The organism is Zophobihabitans entericus (genome assembly GCF_011745665.1).
GTDB lineage: Bacteria > Pseudomonadota > Gammaproteobacteria > Enterobacterales > Orbaceae > Zophobihabitans > Zophobihabitans entericus.
On sequence record NZ_CP050253.1, the window covers coordinates 707,719 to 728,001 of the forward strand.

Annotated in this window: 17 protein-coding genes; 10 read left to right on the forward strand and 7 right to left on the reverse strand. The window is 40.5% G+C overall.

Going from position 1 to position 20,283, the window contains the following annotated elements; translation table 11 throughout:
- Nucleotides 1-129 precede the first annotated feature (129 nt).
- On the forward strand, nucleotides 130-972 hold the full coding sequence (gene ubiA, locus IPMB12_RS03245; RefSeq protein WP_166914912.1) for a 4-hydroxybenzoate octaprenyltransferase: 843 nt from the start codon (nucleotides 130-132) through the stop codon (nucleotides 970-972).
- Between the two features lie 270 nt (nucleotides 973-1,242).
- Here ubiA and plsB read toward each other — a convergent pair whose 3' ends face one another.
- Nucleotides 1,243-3,672, reverse strand: coding sequence for a glycerol-3-phosphate 1-O-acyltransferase PlsB (gene plsB, locus IPMB12_RS03250; protein ID WP_166914914.1), 2,430 nt, complete (start codon nucleotides 3,670-3,672; stop codon nucleotides 1,243-1,245).
- Nucleotides 3,673-4,060: 388 nt separating this feature from the next.
- Between plsB and rpmB the strand changes: the two genes are divergently transcribed.
- The 9 genes from rpmB (at nucleotide 4,061) to hemG (ending at nucleotide 14,344) form a co-directional block, all read left to right on the forward strand.
- Nucleotides 4,061-4,297 (forward strand): 50S ribosomal protein L28, encoded by a 237-nt coding sequence (gene rpmB, locus IPMB12_RS03255; RefSeq protein WP_166914917.1) that lies wholly within the window; start codon nucleotides 4,061-4,063, stop codon nucleotides 4,295-4,297.
- Between the two features lie 11 nt (nucleotides 4,298-4,308).
- Nucleotides 4,309-4,476 carry a 50S ribosomal protein L33 gene (gene rpmG / locus IPMB12_RS03260; protein ID WP_121145092.1) on the forward strand — a complete coding sequence of 56 codons (168 nt, stop codon included), beginning with the start codon at nucleotides 4,309-4,311 and terminating at the stop codon, nucleotides 4,474-4,476.
- A gap of 235 nt (nucleotides 4,477-4,711) precedes the next feature.
- Nucleotides 4,712-5,983, forward strand: a complete 1,272-nt coding sequence (locus tag IPMB12_RS03265; RefSeq protein ID WP_166914919.1) for a hypothetical protein — start codon at nucleotides 4,712-4,714, stop codon at nucleotides 5,981-5,983.
- Between the two features lie 76 nt (nucleotides 5,984-6,059).
- Nucleotides 6,060-6,632 carry an esterase YqiA gene (gene yqiA / locus IPMB12_RS03270; protein WP_166914921.1) on the forward strand — a complete coding sequence of 191 codons (573 nt, stop codon included), beginning with the start codon at nucleotides 6,060-6,062 and terminating at the stop codon, nucleotides 6,630-6,632.
- Nucleotides 6,633-7,117: 485 nt separating this feature from the next.
- Nucleotides 7,118-9,007 (forward strand): DNA topoisomerase IV subunit B, encoded by a 1,890-nt coding sequence (gene parE / locus IPMB12_RS03275; RefSeq protein WP_166914923.1) that lies wholly within the window; start codon nucleotides 7,118-7,120, stop codon nucleotides 9,005-9,007.
- Nucleotides 9,008-9,151: 144 nt separating this feature from the next.
- Entirely contained in the window at nucleotides 9,152-11,395 is a 2,244-nt protein-coding gene (gene parC, locus IPMB12_RS03280) for a DNA topoisomerase IV subunit A (RefSeq protein WP_166914926.1), read from the forward strand.
- A gap of 28 nt (nucleotides 11,396-11,423) precedes the next feature.
- A complete protein-coding gene (gene djlA, locus IPMB12_RS03285) occupies nucleotides 11,424-12,269 on the forward strand; it encodes a co-chaperone DjlA (RefSeq protein WP_166914928.1) in 846 nt (281 codons plus the stop codon).
- A 25-nt stretch (nucleotides 12,270-12,294) separates the two neighbouring features.
- A complete protein-coding gene (locus tag IPMB12_RS03290) occupies nucleotides 12,295-13,743 on the forward strand; it encodes a TrkH family potassium uptake protein (protein ID WP_166914930.1) in 1,449 nt (482 codons plus the stop codon).
- A 43-nt stretch (nucleotides 13,744-13,786) separates the two neighbouring features.
- Entirely contained in the window at nucleotides 13,787-14,344 is a 558-nt protein-coding gene (gene hemG / locus IPMB12_RS03295) for a menaquinone-dependent protoporphyrinogen IX dehydrogenase (RefSeq protein ID WP_166914932.1), read from the forward strand.
- A gap of 37 nt (nucleotides 14,345-14,381) precedes the next feature.
- Here the strand turns inward: hemG and IPMB12_RS03300 are convergent, their stop codons facing one another.
- The 6 genes from IPMB12_RS03300 to IPMB12_RS03325 all read right to left on the reverse strand — a co-directional run bounded on the left by IPMB12_RS03300 (nucleotide 14,382) and on the right by IPMB12_RS03325 (nucleotide 19,940).
- Nucleotides 14,382-14,636, reverse strand: a complete 255-nt coding sequence (locus IPMB12_RS03300; protein WP_166914934.1) for a cyclase family protein — start codon at nucleotides 14,634-14,636, stop codon at nucleotides 14,382-14,384.
- A gap of 37 nt (nucleotides 14,637-14,673) precedes the next feature.
- Nucleotides 14,674-14,844 carry a cyclase family protein gene (locus tag IPMB12_RS03305; protein ID WP_166914936.1) on the reverse strand — a complete coding sequence of 57 codons (171 nt, stop codon included), beginning with the start codon at nucleotides 14,842-14,844 and terminating at the stop codon, nucleotides 14,674-14,676.
- Nucleotides 14,845-14,990: 146 nt separating this feature from the next.
- Nucleotides 14,991-16,061 carry an ABC transporter ATP-binding protein gene (locus IPMB12_RS03310; RefSeq protein WP_166914938.1) on the reverse strand — a complete coding sequence of 357 codons (1,071 nt, stop codon included), beginning with the start codon at nucleotides 16,059-16,061 and terminating at the stop codon, nucleotides 14,991-14,993.
- Nucleotides 16,062-16,093: 32 nt separating this feature from the next.
- A complete protein-coding gene (locus tag IPMB12_RS03315; RefSeq protein ID WP_166914941.1) occupies nucleotides 16,094-17,794 on the reverse strand; it encodes an ABC transporter permease in 1,701 nt (566 codons plus the stop codon).
- Between the two features lie 2 nt (nucleotides 17,795-17,796).
- Complete coding sequence (locus tag IPMB12_RS03320) at nucleotides 17,797-18,876, reverse strand: ABC transporter ATP-binding protein (protein ID WP_166914943.1); 1,080 nt, start codon at nucleotides 18,874-18,876, stop codon at nucleotides 17,797-17,799.
- A gap of 65 nt (nucleotides 18,877-18,941) precedes the next feature.
- The gene (locus tag IPMB12_RS03325) at nucleotides 18,942-19,940 is read right to left on the reverse strand and encodes an ABC transporter substrate-binding protein (protein ID WP_166914945.1); all 999 of its coding nucleotides are present in this window, start codon (nucleotides 19,938-19,940) and stop codon (nucleotides 18,942-18,944) included.
- Nucleotides 19,941-20,283: the final 343 nt, after the last annotated feature.

The following is a 20,283-nucleotide window of genomic DNA, read 5'->3' on the forward strand; positions in this document are numbered from 1 at the left end:
TATCCGAAATTGATCAAGATGTATGCCCTTTTTGAGAATTATTTTCAAGTGCAGCCAAATAGATGTTTGGCAATCCTTGTTTGCTCTTCTATAATCGTGAACTATTGGTTCAATTTTATCTTAATCCAAATGAATAAAACACTTTTTGCTTGTTGTCAGCTAATGCGTCTTGATAAACCTATCGGTGCGTTACTGCTTTTGTGGCCAACACTGTGGGCTCTTTGGTTAGCCGGTACACCATCAGTGCATCTGGTTGTAGTGTTTGTGCTGGGTGTGTTTATTATGCGAGCTGCCGGGTGCGTCGTGAACGACTTTGCTGATCGTGATTTTGACGGTCATGTTGAGCGCACTAAATCTCGTCCTTTACCCAATAAGTTAGTGACGACTAAGCAGTGTAAGTTACTCTTTTTAGGGTTAATTGTACTGGCTTTTTTACTGGTACTCACACTTAATCGTTTTACTATTTTACTTTCCTTATTTGCTGTCGTTGTTGCAGTCGTTTATCCGTTTATGAAGCGTTATACTCATTTACCACAGTTGGTACTTGGTGTTGCGTTCAGCTGGGGAATACCGATGGCATATGCGGCAAGTATTAACTCATTACCATTAACTTGTTGGTTGCTGTTTTTAGCAAATATCAGCTGGACGATCGCTTATGATACGCAATATGCGATGGTTGATCGGGAAGATGACTTGAAAATTGGCGTGAAATCAACGGCAATCTTATTTGGTCAGAACGATAAGTTAATCATAGGGCTATTACAGCTGTTAACATTAGTCTTATTTTGTGTGATTGGCTGGCTGCATCAGTTTGTCTGGTATTACTATCTGGCAGTGCTTATTGCTGGTGGTTTTTTTGTGTATCAACAGAAACTTATTGCCCGGCGCGAACCTAAAGCATGTTTTAAGGCGTTTTTGAATAATAATTATGTTGGTGCTGTGCTCTTTATTGGGATTCTTTTTGTTTCCTGAGTTGGTAGGGTAGTAGTTGGGTTTTGGCGGGGAGCACGCCCCGTTCGCGTGTTTCTTTGTGTCGTTGTCTGTTGTTAGCATTGATTCCAGGGCGGACTGCGCCGCCCGTGCGCAATGTTTTGTCAATGTTGCCTATTCCGTGGGTTTGACGGCCTACCATACCGCAGAGGCACCCGCTCGAGGATTCGCTAAGACCTCTACAATATGGTCTCCGTCAATATCGCCACACTAAAAAACAAAATGCGCGACTCTGTCGCGCAACTTTATCTTTTAATCATTTTTAATTTTGGCAATAGTCTGCATGACATCAGCTGGAATAAGTGGTTTTAAAATATCATACATAGATTGAATTTTCTCGTGAATTCCTTCGTCTTTATCATTCAGGTAACCTTGTTCTCTGAGTGTTGAGACCAGTGTTGCAAATACACCTTTATCAAAGAATTCTGGTGCATTGATACCGTGTAAAAGAGACAGGCGCTCAGCAATCAGGCGACTTTCTTTTTCTAGCTCGACGCGACTAATGGTTGGATCTTTGCGTAGCAATGAAATCGCAATGGTATAACGCTGCAGTGTTTCATTCGCGTTAGAAGAAAGTAACTGCATACTCACCATTTTATTATTCAGAACAGATAATGAACCTTCGGTTTCACTAATCAATGATAACTTAATAAAGGTCTCAATCAGGTTATTGATGTAAATGACTAGTTCTTCGTCATTATGATAAATAAAAAGTTCAGCTTTAATCAGTGGGAATAACTGTTGTACCTGTTCAATAATTTGCGTACGAGTAATCGTTTGATGACTAATGATTAATCGCATAATTAATGACGGGATAATCATTAAATGTTGAATGTTATTGCGATAATAAGTCATCAGAACGGCTTGTTCTGGTGACAGGCTGATAATCTCGCCTGCTTCATCAGTAGTGATAATAAATTTATCCATACCTCTGGCGTGTTCAAACATATATTCAGGGCTACGCTCCGGAATAGTCACCAGATTTGAGTAAGGCACTGAACGGAGAATTTCCAGATAATGACCAAGTTGCTCAATTAGCAAAGGTTTAGTTAATGCTTTATGTTGCGAAGCCAGCAGAATTGATGCACAAAGATTCATGGCATTTACTGCCGCAGAACGGTTAATCTTTTGCATTAGTTCAAGGGCTAACTGATTGGTCGTTGGTGTTAACCAGCTTGGGCGCTGTGGTTCAGTTGGGTCGATTGAATCGCGCCACTCAGGTACATGAGTATTTAAAAACTGATTAATAGGAACAGGCTCACCAAAGTTCACATAACCGTAACCTAATTTTTTAAGCTTAAAGAATGCTTTAATTGTTTGCCATAAGCTCTCTTTTTGTTTAGCCGCACCACGCAGTTCATTGGCATAAGTTGCGACTTCTAAAACGTGTTCGTACCCGATATAAACCGGAACAATAGTAATTGGTCTTGGATCACCACGCAGCATAGTTTGAATCGTCATCATCAGCATACCGGTTTTAGGATCGAGTAAACGACCGGTACGGGAACGACCACCTTCAATAAAATATTCCACTGAGTAACCACGAATAAATAGCTCAGCTAAATATTCTCTGAACACTGCCGTGTAAAGTTTATTACCTCTAAATGAGCGACGAATAAAGAACGCACCTAAACGGCGGAAAATAGGACCTGCTGGCCAGAAGTTTAAATTAATACCAGCTGCAATATGAGGCGGAACTAAACCCTGACGATAAAGGACATAAGAGAGTAATAAGTAGTCCATGTGACTGCGGTGACAAGGTGCATAGACAATTTCATGACCGTTTTGTGCCAGCTCACGTACCGGGTCAGCATTTCGGACTTTTAAGCCCTGATACAGACGGCTCCACGCCCATGTCAGGACGAAGTTAGTCATCCGGAGCGTCATATAAGTAAAGTTTGCTGCAATTTCATTGAGCATCGATAGAGCGCTTTTTTGTGCCTTCTCAACCGAGATATTTTTGCTCTTTGCTTCTTCATTAATAGCTTCGGTCAATGACGCAGAACGAATAAGTTTAGCAAACATCGCCTGACGATTGGGTAGAGTTGGCCCCACTGCTGCGCTGCGCTGTTTAGTAAAATGAATGCGCGCTACCCGAGCCAGTTTATGGGCTAAGGCCTGAATATCTTCTTCTGTATGGGTAATCTTTTGGAAAGAGACGGTTTTAGAAAAACGGGTAAAGCAGTCACGTCCAGACGTAATCATTTTAAAGAATTTACGTGTACCACTTAATACCTGTAAGGTCGGCTTCTTTTTGCCTTCTTTATCCGGCTCGCGTCCAAACATAACTGAAACTGGTAATAATTGGATATTTAAGGATGCATCTGCCTGATGGAGTTTTAAATAGGTTTCAAGTGTTTCAATGGCACGTTGTTTTTGTTTTGGGGAAGCAAAAATTCCGGGTCCTTTGTCGATAAAAATGAATCCAGGTAAACGCTGATCGCCAACCTGAATGCCGGCTAAAGGATCAGGTAAGTCAAATTTTTGACAGAGCGAACGAACAACCATCAAATCAATTTTTGAATTATAGGGTAATACGTACAGGATTGGATTTTCCGGATCGATCTCAAGTTCAGTAACTGGTTCTGTCGGGATCGGTTTACTTCTGACAAACAATTTTACTGGTATATTGATCAAAGAGAAATAGGTCTTTGCCCAGAAAGACATTGCCCATTGTGACATATTCTAAAGCCCCAAAAACAAAATTTATAAGGAAGTATCATATCAAAAGACGAGAAAAAAATCAGCTAAGTGGGTAGATTATCTTTTTGTGTTTTGTGATTTACACCAAATTAATGAGCTTGAGTCTGTTCTTTAAGGGTAAATATTGGTTATAATTTATTCATCTTCTCAAAAAATCCTGATTATGCACTTGAGAATATCACTATAAGGGCGTATACTGCGCTACCTTTATTATTTGGGTGTTAGATGTGAGAAGTAAGTCTGTATGGTCTGTGAAGATCTTCTCATTACGAGCCTGACAGATAAACTTTGTAAGCCTGACGAGGTTATGTTGTAAACACACGTTGCACACCCAGGGCTTAAGCTTATATTTTGGAGAATTATTGACATGTCACGAGTATGCCAGGTTACAGGCAAAGGACCTTTAGTTGGAAACAACCGTTCTCATGCGATGAACGCAACTAAACGTCGTTTCCTACCAAATCTTCAATCTCACCGTTTCTGGGTTGAGAGCGAAAAACGTTTTGTAAAATTACGTGTATCTGCTAAAGGTATGCGCACGATCGATAAAAAGGGTATTGATGCAGTTTTAGCTGAACTTCGTGCCCGTGGCGAAAAATACTAAGGAATTGAATCATGGCTAAAGGTGTACGTGAGAAAATTAAATTAGTTTCTTCTGCTGGTACAGGTCATTTTTATACTACTAGCAAAAACAAAAGAACAATGCCTGAAAAAATGGAAATCAAAAAATACGATCCAGTTGTTCGTCAGCACGTTGTTTATAAAGAAGCTAAAATTAAATAATTGATATTTCAATTGTTAAATTAAAAAAGGCGCCTTTGAGGCGCCTTTTTTTTAATTTCAGTTTTACCATCAAATTTATATTTTCTTTCAGCTTGTAGTTATAGGTTTACAGTCTCTGTTATTAATTATAACTATAAGAAATAAATGAAGATAATAAGTATTTTCACCTTTAATAAATATCATTTCATGATAAAATAACTGATTATTAATAAATAAATAGAATAAAGGTTTTTTAATGAGTTTTCTGCGAGCTGGCAATGTTGTGGTTTTTTTATTGTTTAGCCTCCCTTTTTCATCTTTTGCTGCTATACAAGCTCGCACAGCGATGACTATTCAAGGTCATGCACCAACCTTGCAAGATATTCCAGAGAATAATCTTAGTTTTAGTGTTGATGGCGGCACGACTTTTTATAGTGATGCCCTCAATAATGTGCCGATGGTATTATCAAAAGATTTAAGATTTGATGAGTTTGTGACACAATCATTAAATGATGAAAGTTATTATGATTCCGATGGTGATGTGAAGCTTTCTACGGGATCTGTTGAATCTCTACCTGCTATTCCAACAATAACCTGGATTGATAATGCAGGTCGGACTGTTTCTCCTGCTGATTACAGCAAAGGTATTGGTTGTGCAGGATATGAAGCACCGTTTAAATTGATGATTGTTGCAGATAATGTGACAGTTAAATCAGAATATGGCGATTCGCGTGTTAATAATCTTGGCACATTGTCTAAACAGTACGAAATTAATCCATCAACGGGGATTTGTTCAGTCAAGCCAAATCAATTGATAGTTCAACCAAGTCAGCAATGGATGGGATTTGATGGTAGTGCTTGGGTGTGGAATTCTGGTGTTGCCACTGTAGATGGTGGTGGCTATTCTGCTGATTTTGACCCTGTGGCCGGATTTAAAACAGTGCCAACAGTATCTTCTTCTACGTTCCCAACGACAGGATTTCCTAAAGCACGTTTTCAGTTAGCCATGTCAGGTGGTTCATCTTTTTATACTTTTAGTGTATTAAATGCCTCTCCAGCTGGTTCTGTCACTGTGGATAGTGCAGGCACAGTTGTACTTGAAAGTAAGCCAGCAGGAAATGTGACAATTCGCGCTGTAAGTGGCTCAAATATTCATGATTATACCTTTAAGATTAATCTTTGGGCTGTTCCGACTGGAACGTCTGCAACTTATCCAAATGCAGTGACCTTATGTGGTGCAGAAAGTAATTTATTAACTCGTGCAGAACTGACTAATTCCCCAGCTAAAACAGCACCAATGAATTGGCCATATGCCCCCAATTATATGACACGTAGCATTGGTGAAGGTCTGGCGAGTGAATGGGGATTATTGTCTTCTGTATATTATCCTGGTTCATTATGGGGTGCCCCTACATTGTGGACATCAGATTTACATAAAACAAATTACTGGTTTTTTGTGTTCGTTGCAGACGGAAGGGTCAGTTACGCAACATCCGGATATAATGGTGGGGTAGTTTGCCGTGGATAGTTTCTTTATTCTTTAAAGATAAATATGCTATATTGAGTAGCATACGATGAATTTTTCACCTAAGTAAGGTTTGTGAATGCCCACATTACTCTATTTGCATGGTTTTGATAGTTCTCCCGGTGCTAAGAAAGCGGAATTATTGAAAACATGGATAGCAGAAAATCGTCCTGATATTGAACTTCTGATTCCTCAACTCCCTTTTTATCCTGAACAAGTTGCCCACTTTCTGGAAGAGTTAATGTTTGATCGTATCGGGGAAGAGATAGGTATTATCGGGGCTTCACTGGGTGGTTTCTATGCTACGTGGTTATCACAATGTTTTATGCTACCTGCCGTTGTTATCAATCCTTTAGTTCACCCGGCAGAATACCTGATTGAATATCTGGATAAGCCTTATCAGTCTCGTCAGGGCGAAGTAGTCATACTGACCCATCAGCATCTGGATGATTTTCAGGTATTACAGCTACCACGTATTGAAGCGCCAGATCTCATCTGGCTTTTGGCACAAACGGGTGATGAAGTTTTACCATATCAGCAGGCTGTTGAATACTACGCACTTTGTCGGCAAACGATCGAGTCAGGTGGCAACCATAGCTTTGCCGGATTTGAAAATTATATTCCTGAAGTTATTAACTTCTTAGGTTTATAGTAATCATATTTATTCCCCGAAAAAAGAAAACCCACTAGCAAGCTAATGGGTTTTTTTAGTCATTTTTAACGTTTAAAGCTAAGTTGAGCTCACTTATCATCAATTTTACTACATGGAGACCTTTTAGATAATCACCTACAACCACGTAATTACAATATCCGGTAAGCTTATGACCCTTTAATATGATAAAAAAGAATCCTGCGTGTTGGTATGTGCAAATGCTAAATTAATTATACTTAATCTCTATTTTTATTGTGAAATTGTTACATTTATCGTGATAGTTATCACGAAAAGCTCACTAATAATCAAATAAATCGTTATGGCTAAGGTAAAATAACGATTTGATTTACTCTTATCAAAATGACTATTTATAGTGATTGATCGGAACGTCTATCGTCAAATCATGATTTCCAGTATAATAGCCCCCATTTGATAATTTTAACGTGCACCGATATGGTGTCTGGTTCATTAAAGATAAGCAATTTATGGCACAATCAAGTTATAACGCAACAGATATTGAAGTTCTAAAAGGGCTTGATCCGGTTCGTCACAGACCTGGTATGTATACTGATACTACGCGTCCAAACCATTTAGGGCAGGAAGTCATCGATAACAGCGTTGACGAAGCCTTAGCCGGATATGCTAAACATATTCAGGTTATTTTGCATGCCGATCAGTCGCTGGAAGTCATTGACGATGGTCGTGGTATGCCAGTTGATATTCACCCGGAAGAGGGTGTACCGGCTATCGAACTATTACTGTGCAGATTGCATGCCGGTGGTAAGTTTTCAAATAAAAACTATCAGTTCTCTGGTGGTTTGCACGGTGTTGGTATTTCTGTAGTAAATGCACTGTCAAAGCGTGTTGAAGTCACTGTTAATCGTGATGGTCAGGTGTATGAAATCGCTTTTGAGAAAGGTGAAAAAGTTGAAGACTTACACGTGACAGGTACCTGCGGACGTCGTAATACCGGAACGAAAGTGCATTTCTGGCCGGAAGAAAAATTCTTTGATTCACCAAAATTTTCCAGCACTCGTTTAGCGCATTTATTAAAAGCCAAAGCGGTGTTATGCCCAGGGCTTGAGATCGTCTTTGTTGATAAAGTTAATGATACTAAGCAGAGATGGTGTTATGAAGATGGTTTAACTGATTATTTAATGGAATCAGTCACTGGTTTTACTCTGCTACCAGAAGTACCGTTTGTTGGTAATTACGCTGGTGATGTTGAAGCAGTTGAATGGGCTTTGCTCTGGTTACCGGAAGGTGGTGAATTGTTGACAGAAAGCTATGTCAATCTTATCCCAACTGTTCAGGGCGGTACGCATGTTAATGGTCTGCGCCAGGGACTTTTGGATGCGATGCGTGAATTCTGTGAGTTCCATAACTTATTACCACGAGGCTTAAAACTGACGGCTGATGATATTTGGGAGCGCTGTGCTTACGTGCTTTCTGTTAAAATGCAGGATCCACAGTTTGCAGGTCAGACTAAAGAGCGTTTATCTTCTCGTCAGTCTGCAGCTTTTGTCTCCGCTATCGTTAAAGATGCATTTAGTTTATGGCTTAATCAGAATGTTCAAATTGCTGAACTCTTGGCTGAAATGGCGATTTCCAGCGCGCAAAAACGTCTGCGTGCGTCTAAAAAAGTCATTCGTAAAAAATTAACCAGCGGACCGGCACTGCCGGGTAAACTGGCTGATTGCTCTTCTCAGGATTTACAACGTACTGAACTCTTTTTAGTGGAAGGGGATTCTGCAGGTGGTTCTGCCAAGCAGGCTCGTGATCGTGAGTTTCAGGCGATTATGCCACTTAAAGGTAAAATCTTAAATACGTGGGAAATCTCCTCTGACGAGGTACTGGGTTCACAAGAGATCCATGATATCTCTGTAGCGATTGGTATTGATCCCGATAGTGATGATTTGTCTCAACTACGTTATGGCAAAATCTGTATTTTAGCTGATGCGGACTCCGATGGTTTACATATTGCCACTCTACTGTGCGCGCTGTTTGTGAAACACTTCCGTACGATGGTGGAACAGGGCCACGTTTATGTCGCTATGCCACCACTTTACCGTATTGACCTTGGGAAAGAAGTTTACTATGCGCTTGATGAAGAAGAGAAAGAAGGTGTTCTTGAACAACTAAAACGCAAAAAAGGTAAACCAAATGTGCAGCGCTTTAAAGGTTTGGGTGAGATGAATCCACTGCAACTGCGTGAAACAACCATGGATCCTAATACACGCCGCTTAGTGCAGCTGACTTTGGAAGACACAGAACAGACCATGATTTTGATGGATATGTTGCTGGCGAAGAAGCGTTCTGAAGATCGCCGTGAATGGTTACAGGAAAAAGGCGATTTGGTTGAATTAGAAGTGTGATTTATAACTCCTTGATTTATAAGCAGAAATTTTTAAATAAAATAATATAAATCAAGATGTTAACAAATAAACAGATTAGTATTAAAAAGAATATTCATTGGCCAGTTCCGACTGGTTAAAAATAGAAAATTTTGAGGAAGAAGAATGAGTGAGATAACTCATGATGGTGTAGAACGTTTACCGCTACACACTTTTACCGAAGGGGCATACTTAAACTATTCCATGTACGTGATCATGGACCGTGCTTTACCTTTTTTAGGCGATGGGCTCAAACCGGTACAGCGTCGTATTGTGTATGCGATGTCAGAACTGGGTTTAAATGCGCAGGCCAAATTTAAAAAATCCGCCCGTACCGTGGGGGACGTGCTGGGTAAATATCATCCCCATGGTGATAGTGCTTGTTATGAAGCAATGGTGCTGATGGCACAGCCTTTCTCCTATCGTTATCCACTGGTTGACGGACAAGGTAACTGGGGTGCGCCGGATGATCCTAAATCGTTTGCTGCGATGCGTTATACCGAGTCTCGCCTGTCAAAATATGCTGAATTATTGCTTGGTGAGCTTGGTCAGGGAACAGTAGATTACGTACCAAACTTTGATGGTACTCTGCAAGAACCTAAAATGTTGCCAGCACGCCTGCCAAATATTCTGCTTAATGGTACCACTGGTATTGCGGTTGGTATGGCAACAGATATCCCACCACACAATATTCGTGAAGTAGCACAAGCAGCTATTATGTTACTGGATAATCCCAAAGCGACTCTGCAAGACGTGATGGCTCATGTACAAGGCCCTGATTATCCGACTGCTGCTGAGATTATTACTCCACCAGCTGATATCGCTAAAATTTATGAATCTGGTCGTGGTTCAATCCGTATGCGCGCAGTATGGCGTAAAGAAGAGAGCGATATTGTTATTACCGATTTACCGCACCAAACTTCTGGCGCGAAGGTTCTGGAACAAATCGCTGCACAAATGCGGGCTAAAAAGTTGCCACTGATTGAAGACCTGCGTGATGAGTCTGATCATGAGAATCCAACCCGTTTAGTGCTTGTCCCTCGTTCAAATCGTGTTGATGCAGAGCAAGTGATGAATCATCTGTTTGCTACCACAGATTTAGAGAAAAGCTATCGTGTTAATATGAACATGATCGGTCTGGATAATAAGCCGGCGGTAAAAGGTCTGGTGACTATTTTGACTGAGTGGCTGGAATATCGTCGTTTAACCGTCACTCGCCGTTTGAATTATCGTTTAGATAAGATCTTAAAACGTTTACATATTTTAGATGGTTTACTGGTTGCATTTTTAAACATTGATGAAGTCATTCATATCATTCGTCACGAAGATGAACCAAAAGAAGTGCTAATGGCACGCTTTAACCTGACAGAAATTCAGGCCGAGGCAATTCTTGAATTAAAACTCCGCCATTTAGCTAAACTTGAAGAGATTAAAATTAAAGGTGAGCAGGCTGATTTAGCTAAAGAGCGCGATCAATTGCAAGCTCTGTTAGCCTCACCTAAAAAGCTAAGTACTTTGATTAAGAAAGAGCTGATTGCTGATGCTGATAAATTTGGTGACGAAAGACGTTCACCCATTGTTGAACGCTCAGAAGCTAAAGCGATCAGTGAACAGGATTTAACGCCATCAGAACCGGTGACTATTGTGTTATCGGAAATGGGCTGGGTACGTAGTGCTAAAGGGCATGATATTGATCCAACCTCATTAAGTTATAAATCTGGTGACAGTTTTAAAACTTCTGCTAAAGGTAAGAGTAATCAACCGGTAGTGTTTATTGACTCGACCGGTCGTAGTTACGCTGTTGAGCCAAACTCTTTGCCATCAGCACGTGGTCAGGGCGAGCCGCTGACAGGTAAATTAACTCTGCCACCAGGTGCTGTTGTTGATCACGCGGTGATGTCGGCCAGTGACGATCAAAAACTCTTGATGGCATCGGATGCTGGTTATGGTTTTATTTGCCAGTTTAGTGATTTAGTGGCACGTAACCGTAATGGTAAAGCGATTATTACTTTACCTAAAAACGCCAAAGTATTACCACCGCTGGAAATTCACTCCGATGATAGCTTGTTATTATCAATCACTTCTGCCGGACGAATGCTATTGTTCCCGGTGAAAGATTTACCGGATCTGGCAAAAGGTAAGGGTAATAAGATTATCTCTATACCAAGTGCCCAGGCAGAGAAGCGGGAAGATTATTTATCGCATATTATGTTGATTTCTCCTCAGGCATCCATCACATTACATGTAGGCAAACGTAAATTAACGTTACATGCTATTGATTTACAAAAATTTATGGCAGAACGTGGGCGTCGTGGAACATTGCTTCCACGCGGTTTACAGCGTATTGATCAGATTGAGGTCGAGGGTTAATGAACTTGTTTATTAAGGAAAAAGCATAATGTCAGGATTATGGGGACTGATTACCGGCGCAGTGTTTATGCTGGTGTTCAAAATGGGGTTTTGGGGCTTTTTGCTCGGTTTATTTGTCGGACCGATGCTAGGTCGTTTCTTTTATGGCTTTATGGCTCAAAAGAATGCTAACCCAACGCTATTTTTAAGTGTCACCTTTGAAGTACTCGGCCATTTAAGTAAAGCAAAAGGCGTGGTCACACAAGATGACATCAAAATTGCTAATCAGATGATGGATCAATTGCAGCTACAAGGTGCAGCCAGAAAGCTTGCTCAGGATTCATTTAACCGTGGTAAGGATACCGGCTATCCGCTGCGTGATCGTCTAAAAGAACTTTATGCGGCGTATCGCCATCAAAGCAATGTGCTGCGCGTATTTTGTGAACAGCTGATTCAGGCTGCACTCAATGACGGGAAACTGGATGATCGCGAGAAAGACATCTTATACATTGTTGCAGAAGAGTTCCATATTCCATATGCTCAGATGAGTATGTATATTCAGATGATGATGGGGAGCTATCAGTTCCATCAGCGCGGTGGTTATTCGTATCAACAACAGTATCAGCAGCAATACCAACAAAGCAGTGGTCAAAGACAAAGCTATCAGCAACCGCGTGGACCTTCGCTGGCTGATGCATATCGTGTGCTTGGTATTGATGAATCAGCAGATATTACCACGATTAAACGTGCTTATCGTAAATTGATGAATGAACACCATCCAGATAAATTAGTGTCTAAAGGATTGCCAAAAGAAATGCTGGAAGCGGCGAAGCAACGCGCTCAAGAGATTCAGGCGGCTTACGATTTAATAAAATCCCATAAAGGATTTAAATAATTAACGAGTTGAGTTAAGGCTGATTATGCATGTTCGTTCAATTATCCGTATCGTCGGATTACTGATTACACTGCTCTCATTCTTTATGCTGTTGCCCGGTATTGTCGCGTTAATTTATCGTGATGGTGGCGGTGCGATCTTCATTCAGTCTTTTGTTGCTGCGTTGATTTTGGGCTGTGTACTCTGGATTCCTAATCATAATTATCGCAGTGAGCTTAATACTCGTGAAGGATTTTTGATCGTCGTCCTGTTCTGGGTGGTGCTTGGTACTATTGGTGCCTTTCCGTTCTTGTTTGATAGCCATATTAATTTAGATATCACCAATGCTTTTTTTGAGTCATTTTCTGGTTTAACTACAACCGGTGCTACGACTATCTCCGGGTTAGATAAATTACCTAAAGCCTTGTTATTTTATCGTCAGCTGCTGCAGTGGCTTGGTGGTATGGGTATCATCGTACTTGCGGTTGCAATACTACCATTACTTGGTGTCGGGGGGATGCAGCTATATAGAGCTGAAATTCCGGGCCCGCAAAAAGACAGTAAAATGCGTCCGCGTATTGCCCAGACAGCAAAAACATTGTGGTTTATTTACATGCTAATTACTGTCGTGTGTGCATGTAGTTTGTGGTTTGCCGGGATGGATTGGTTTGATGCGATTTCTCACAGCTTCTCAACTATTGCTATGGGTGGTTTCTCTACGCATGATGCAGGTCTGGCTCATTTTAATAATCCGATTATCAATTACATCATCACTTTCTTTCTGATCTTAGCTGGCTGTAACTTTGGTTTACACTTCGTCGCATTTAAAACGTTTAATCCGGCAACTTACTGGCGAGATCAGGAGTTCCGTACCTTTATTTTTATTCTGCTGGCACTGGTAATTATCAGTACTATTGTTATCTACTGGACCAAAGCCGGGCACGTAGAAATCTCATTTGATCAGTTGGTGTTACAGGTTGTCGCGACAGCAACGACTACCGGCTATTCTGTTGATGATATTAATAAATGGCCTGCGTTTTTACCCATCCTGCTCGTGTGTGCTTCGTTTATCGGAAGTTGCGCCGGTTCAACGGGTGGTGGACTTAAAGTAGTTCGTGTATTATTACTTTATCTGCAAGGTGTCAGAGAGCTGAAACGTTTAGTTCACCCTAATGCGATTTATAGTCTGAAACTTGGCAATAAGGTATTACCTGAGCGTATTATCGAATCTGTCTGGGGATTCTTAGTCGCTTATATGTTTGTCTTTTTAGTTAGCTTTTTTATTATTATCGCCAGTGGTATTGATGCATCAGACGCTTTTTATATCGTCGCTACATCGCTCAATAACTTAGGTCTTGGGCTTGGCAGTATTGGTGATAGTTTTGCAGGTGTGAATGATATCACTAAGTGGGTGATGATCATTGATATGTTATTTGGACGGCTGGAAATTTTCACATTGCTTGTTTTATTTACACCAACATTTTGGCGAAGTTAAAATATTCAATGAAATCAATATGTTATATATTGAGTGAGAGATTATGAAAGTATTACTATTATATACCACACGAGAAGGGCAAACGCGTAAGATTATGCAGCGTATTGCTGAGCAACTGACGACTGATATTGAGTATGATTTAGTACATTTAAAATCTGAGACGATGATCAACTTATCTCATTATCAGGGAGTGCTTGTTGGTAGCTCTATTCGTTATGGCTATTATCCTCAAGCACTAAAGAAGTTTATCACTGAAAATTATTATGAGCTGAACCATATGTTTACTGCCTTTTTTGGTGTCAATATGGTAGCGCGTAAACCCAATAAGAACACACCTGAAACTAATCTCTATACACGTAAGTTTTTAGAGAAATCGCCATGGAAACCGACTATGGCAGCGGTGTTTGCTGGTGCTCTTTATTATCCACGTTATGGTACTTTAGATCGCAATATGATCCGCCTGATTATGTGGATGGGTAAAGGGGAAACTGATGTGAAAAAACCAATTGTTGAATATACTAATTGGGAAAAGGTTACTGAGTTTGCGCAAAATTTTAGCCAGAAACTGGTGCTTGAAATGAATAAAAAAACAGAATCCTGATGGATTCTGTTTTTATTTATTGAGTATGAATTATCAGTTACTTCTCAATAAATGCCACCGCCCGAATCGGTGAGACCGAACCTTGTTTAATCTTGAGTGGAAACGCCAGGAAAATAAAGGGCTGAGTAAGTTGTTTTAGGTTGGTTAAGTTCTCAATAATAGCAATGTTCGCTCCCAGTAACGTGTAATGAGCCGGATGATCACCGTGTTCGGTTGCATCAATAGCAATAGCGTCAGTTCCAACCGCTTTGATATCTTTATCACGTAAATACTCTGCACCGTCTTTACCCAAACATGCCAGTTTTCAATAAACTGTTTATGATTTAGTTTTAATGCCCGGTACTTTTCTTGTCCGGTATAGAAAAAGCTATATCATTTGGTTGAATCGCTGTATTGTTGACTTCCCATTCCTGAATTAATGCTTGTGTTGCCAGACCATTTTCGGGTAAATGGGAAATATCAATAACCAGACCCCTGCCAACAAGTTGACTTAGTGGCATATCTATCATGCTTCCTTTGTGAGCAGATATTAGTCTGGAGATCATAGAAAGAATTAAATAGATAAGTATATTTATATTCAACAGGTAAGAAGAAAGCCGGTAGTGACACCGGCTGATTTAGGAAAGTACTACATTAAACAGTGTGATTATTCTGCGACAGAATTACAGGAATACCAATGTAATTTGCTAAATATCACCTGACAGGTTTCCCCCTCATTTGGCCCAGGGTCACGACGACCTTTTTGTACCCGAATTTCTTGATCACCAAGCATAATATTGTAATCAATGACCTCGCCAAGATAGGAACGACGTTTAACCACGCCCGGGATGCCGCCTTGTGCCACAAAGCGGATTTCAGATGGACGACTGGCAAGAATTGCCCGACCTTCTTGTATCAGCTCTGGTGGTGGTGGTGGTTGAATATCAAACACGTCACTACAACCGGGTAGTATGACTCCCTGTTGAGATAAATTGACCGTAATCTGGTTAGATAACCCGATGAAATTAAATACAAAGCGGTTAGATGGATTGTTATAGATCTCAAGAGGTGTGTCGATCTGCTGAATAACACCTTTCTTCATTACCATGATACGATCAGAGAGCGCCATCGCTTCTGACTGGTCATGAGTAACATAGATGATTGAGAATCCAAACTGGCGCTGTAGTGCTTTGATTTCAAAACGCATTTCTTCACGCAGATGGGGATCGAGACTGGATAGTGGCTCATCTAACAACATAACATCAGGGTTAATAGCCAGAGCACGAGCTAAAGCCACACGCTGCTTACCCCCACCAGACAAATCATCCGGACTTTTTTGTGCCACGCTGAGTAGATTAGTATGCTTTAACGCATCGGTAGTACGTTTTTCAATTTCATGTTTTGGTAGTTTTTTGATCTTAAGTGGAAAAGCGACATTATCATAAACTGTCATATGTGGCCAAACCGCAAAGGCCTGAAACACCATACCAAAATTGCGCTTTTCTGGTGGTAAATAGAAGTTAGTTATTTTGGAGGAAAGCAGGTTTTCACCTACTTTAATTTCTCCACCATCTAAATCTTCAAATCCGGCAATCATTCGTAAGGTTGTGGTTTTACCACAACCTGATGGACCGAGCATAGAAAAGCATTCACCTTTTTCAATAGACAGGCTTAAGTCTTCTATCGCGATAACATCACCGAATTTTTTCATGACATGATTAAGTTGTATGTAACTCATCTTATTCTCCTTACTATTCCTGAATTCGGCGGTTATTTACTTTTTTTAACTCTTTTACCGGCATAGCGTTTAATGACCGTTTGTCCAAAGACAATGATGATTAAAGCGATACCTGCCAGTGCTGCGGAGTAAACCGTTTCACCATCTTCATTTAGTGTATAGATTGCCACACCAATGGTTCTGGTTGACGGACCATATAACATGACTGAAACGGTTAATTCGCGCAGTGCTGGTAAGAAAATTAAGAAGAATGCCGCGACCATACCCGGACGAACGAGTGGAATCACGATATCTTTAAGTGATTGCCACATGGAGGCGCCACTGGCACGAGCTGCTTCAACTAAGGAATCATGTACTTGCTCTAGTGCTGCTGAGTTAGCTTTAAGTGAGAACGCCATATAACGTGCGATATAGGCAACCAGAATAATCCAGACCGTGTTATACAGATTGATACCGAATTTTCCGCTCCACGCTAAAATCACACCCAGTGCAATAACTGAGCCCGGTACAGAGAATGGCAGCATACCTAAAAACTCAAGAATACCTTTACCTCTGACACGCATTTTAACAATGACGTAAGAGATCATTACACCTGCAAACATGGTGATAACGGCAGCAGCAAGGCCAAGTAATACACTGTTTTTAATGGCGTCTTTGGTTAATTGCCAGTCAAACAGAATAAACTTATAGTTTTCCAGTGTCAGGTTTTCCCATGTCATTGGCAGGCCATAAGTTTTCAGTCCACCAACCATAAAGATAGTCACTGTTGGTAGTACGATGGTAAAAGCAATGTAGAGTAAACAGACGATGAGCAGTGGTTTTCTGAGTCCGCGTAGTTTTACTTCTACTGGTCGGAAACTTTTACCCGCAATAATCTGGAAACGGCCTTTGCTAAGCATCTTATTTTGTAGCCAGATAATAAATGCCGCCGTTGCAACCAGAACTGTTGCCAGTACTGTACCGGTACGAATTGCATCAAAGCTACCAGCACTTTGGTGGATTCTTTCATAAATCAAAGTTGGGATATTAAAGATACCATTCTCAACCCCAAGTACCGCAACAGTACCGAAGTGTGCCATTGAGTAAAGCATGATAAGTAATGCACCAGAAACGATACTTGGCATCACCAGTGGAATGGTTATCTTACGAGTAATGGTAAACAGACTGGCGCCAGAAATACGGGCAGATTCTTCCAGTGTAGGGTCCATACGTTCAAGTGCACCACATACCTGAATAAATACAAATGGAAAGAGATACATTGTCTCTACAGCCATAATACCGCCATAGCTATAGATATTGAAAATAGCATCTTCAAAACCAAAGGTATCCATAAAGAAGCGATTAATGTAACCGGCACGAGGAGATAAAAGCATCTTCCAAGCCAGTGCACCGATAAAAGACGGTAGCATAAACGGGACCAGGAACATGATTTTCATTAGCCCTTTATAAGGCAAGTCGGTACGAGTGACCAGCCAGGCAAAGAAGGTGCCTACACAGGTACTCATGATAGTTACACCACCCGCAATAAAGAGTGAATTGAGTAGTGCTTCATAGGTTTCAGGCTGTTGTAAAATTTTAACTACATCGGTAACGTTAAATTGTCCGTCAACCCAGAATGAGTTAATAAAGATTAATAACACAGGAACGGCAACAACGATAACGAGGATACCAATAGAAATTGCTAAGATTAGATTTGCCACATTAAATGGGCTTTTTTTAATGATAGTCGCCATGTTTAGCTCCTTACCGTTTCTGCATTATCAGGGAACCATAGCAGTTCATGGAAATTGACAATACAGGGTTCATCATCTTTAAACATGAGATCGTTTTGTAAGGCTGTATTGGTCGACACTTCAGTACGTAATGTAACGCCATCAACTTCCACCATATAATCCATGACCGCACCAAGAAAGCTTGCCCGAACGACTTTTCCTTGCAGACCCTGACCGGTTTTTGAGAGGATAATATCAGAGGGACGGCAGCCCACTTTTCCTGATTCAGCAGGTAGGTTGTCCCAGATGAGCTGTTGCTGCCCATGCCCGACTAAATGGTGATCTTGTTCATACCTGATCGGGAGAAAGTTAGCCAGTCCCATAAACTTAAAGACCATTTCATTGGCTGATTTTTCGTAAATTTCCCACGGTGTACCTATTTGCCTGATGTTCCCCTCTTTATCCATAATGGCCAGACGATCAGAGATAGCCAGTGCAATTTCCTGATCATGGGTGACATATAAAATAGTGATGCCAAGCTTTTTTTGTAATTCTTTAATTTCAAAGCGCATCTCTTCACGCAGATTAGCATCAAGGTTATTCAGTGGTTCGTCCAGGAGCATTAAAGAGGGCTTAGCAATGAGAGCACGAGCAAGTGCCACGCGCTGTTGTTGCCCACCTGAAAGCTGCGAAGGAAGACGCTGTTCTAAACCTGTGAGGTTAACCAGATCTACGATTTCCATGACTTGTTCGTTCATGGTGTCTTTATCAATTTTTTTGAGTTTGAGTGGGTAGGCGATGTTATCAAACACCGTCATATGTGGCCAAACTGCGTAGTCCTGAAATACAACGCCAAGATCGCGTTGGTCAGGTTGAATATCAATATGTTTATCGGGATCGGTGACCACGTGATCATCGATTAGGATGCGCCCTGAATCAGGTACATCAAAGCCAGCAAGTAAACGCAGTAATACAGTTTTACCACAACCTGAAGGACCAAGCAGGGTGAAGCACTCACCATCCTCTACAACAAGAGAGAGGTTTTTGAGAACTTCATTATTACCAAATTTCTTACTGATATTTTCGAATGTAATTGTTGCCATATCATTCTTCCATTTATCAATGCAAAAAAGCTGCAGAATTTGTGTTCTGCAGCAAGACAATAAAATTAGTTACGACCTTGAATAATTTGTGTGAAACGTTTGATGGTTTCTTCTTTCTCTGCAATTAAGCTTTGATAATCAATTGGAATCGCACGTTCAATCGCTTCTTCTGCAGTTGGCATATTGAATTTAGGATCTAAAGTAATCCCTTTTCTGACCGGTAATGTACCTTCTCCAGCAATGATCTTTTGACCATCCTCTGAAAGTAAGAAGTCGATAAATTTCTGTGCGGCACTTAGGTTATTGGTTCCTTTAATGATGGCTGCAGGGCTTGGAATCACTAGCATTTGTTTAGGGAAGATCAGTTTAAGTGATGCACCTTTATTGATTTTATCGTTAGTGATGTAGTCAACGGCCAGTGAAGCCAATAAATCGCCTGATGCTGTATCGTCAATTACCTGACCAGCACCTTTACCTACTTTAGCCCGGTTAGCTCGTAGTTTTTCAAAAAACTCCCAGCCGAATTCTGATTTTAGTAGAGCAACACTCATATAAGAGGTACCGGATAAGGCCGGATTCGCAATACCAAATGCACCTTTAAATTGTGGCTTTAAAATATCTTCCCACTCTTTAGGTGGATCATTTTTCACGTAACGGGTGTTATAAGCGATACCTAATGTACCAAGACGAATAGCGGTAAAAGAACCATCATAATCCGGAATTGGGTTAACAATATTTTCAACTTCTGGAGAAATATAAGGGTGTAACATGCCATTTTTTTGCATACTAAAGAAGTCAGGGACTTCACTTGTCCAGATTACATCAGCCATGATGTTACCTGATTCTTTTTCTGTAGCTATTTTTGCCATTAATTTTCCGGCGCCGGCTGATTGGTAATCCATATCAACTTCCGGGTATTGTTCCATAAACTTATTTTTTAATGCTCCAATGAGAGATTCTTTCATTGAGGTGTAAACGATTAACTTTTCTTTTGCCAGAACGGTACCTGACAGTGTAAGAGTAAACGTGGCAGCTATCAGTGTTGAACAAATCTTTTTCAGCATAATCAACTCCTAATCGACACAAATGTTTTAAATTTAAAATGAGAAAGCTCTTTTAATTACTTAGAACAGAGAGCAGGTTTTAGAGATAACACAGATGTACTATATAGGTTGGTACGATTAAAAAAAGAACAGAAAATAGCCAAAATTGAGTCATGTTTAACAGATAATTAAAGGAATTAATGAGTCAAAAATGACTCATTAATTTGGATAAAATAGAAACTGTTATTTTGCTCACATAAATACGATGCAAAAATGACTCAAAACCAGTGAGTAGAACGTTTTTAACAAAATTTGATTTCTTTGAAACTCGTCACAAAATCAGCCAGTTTTATTCATTGATATT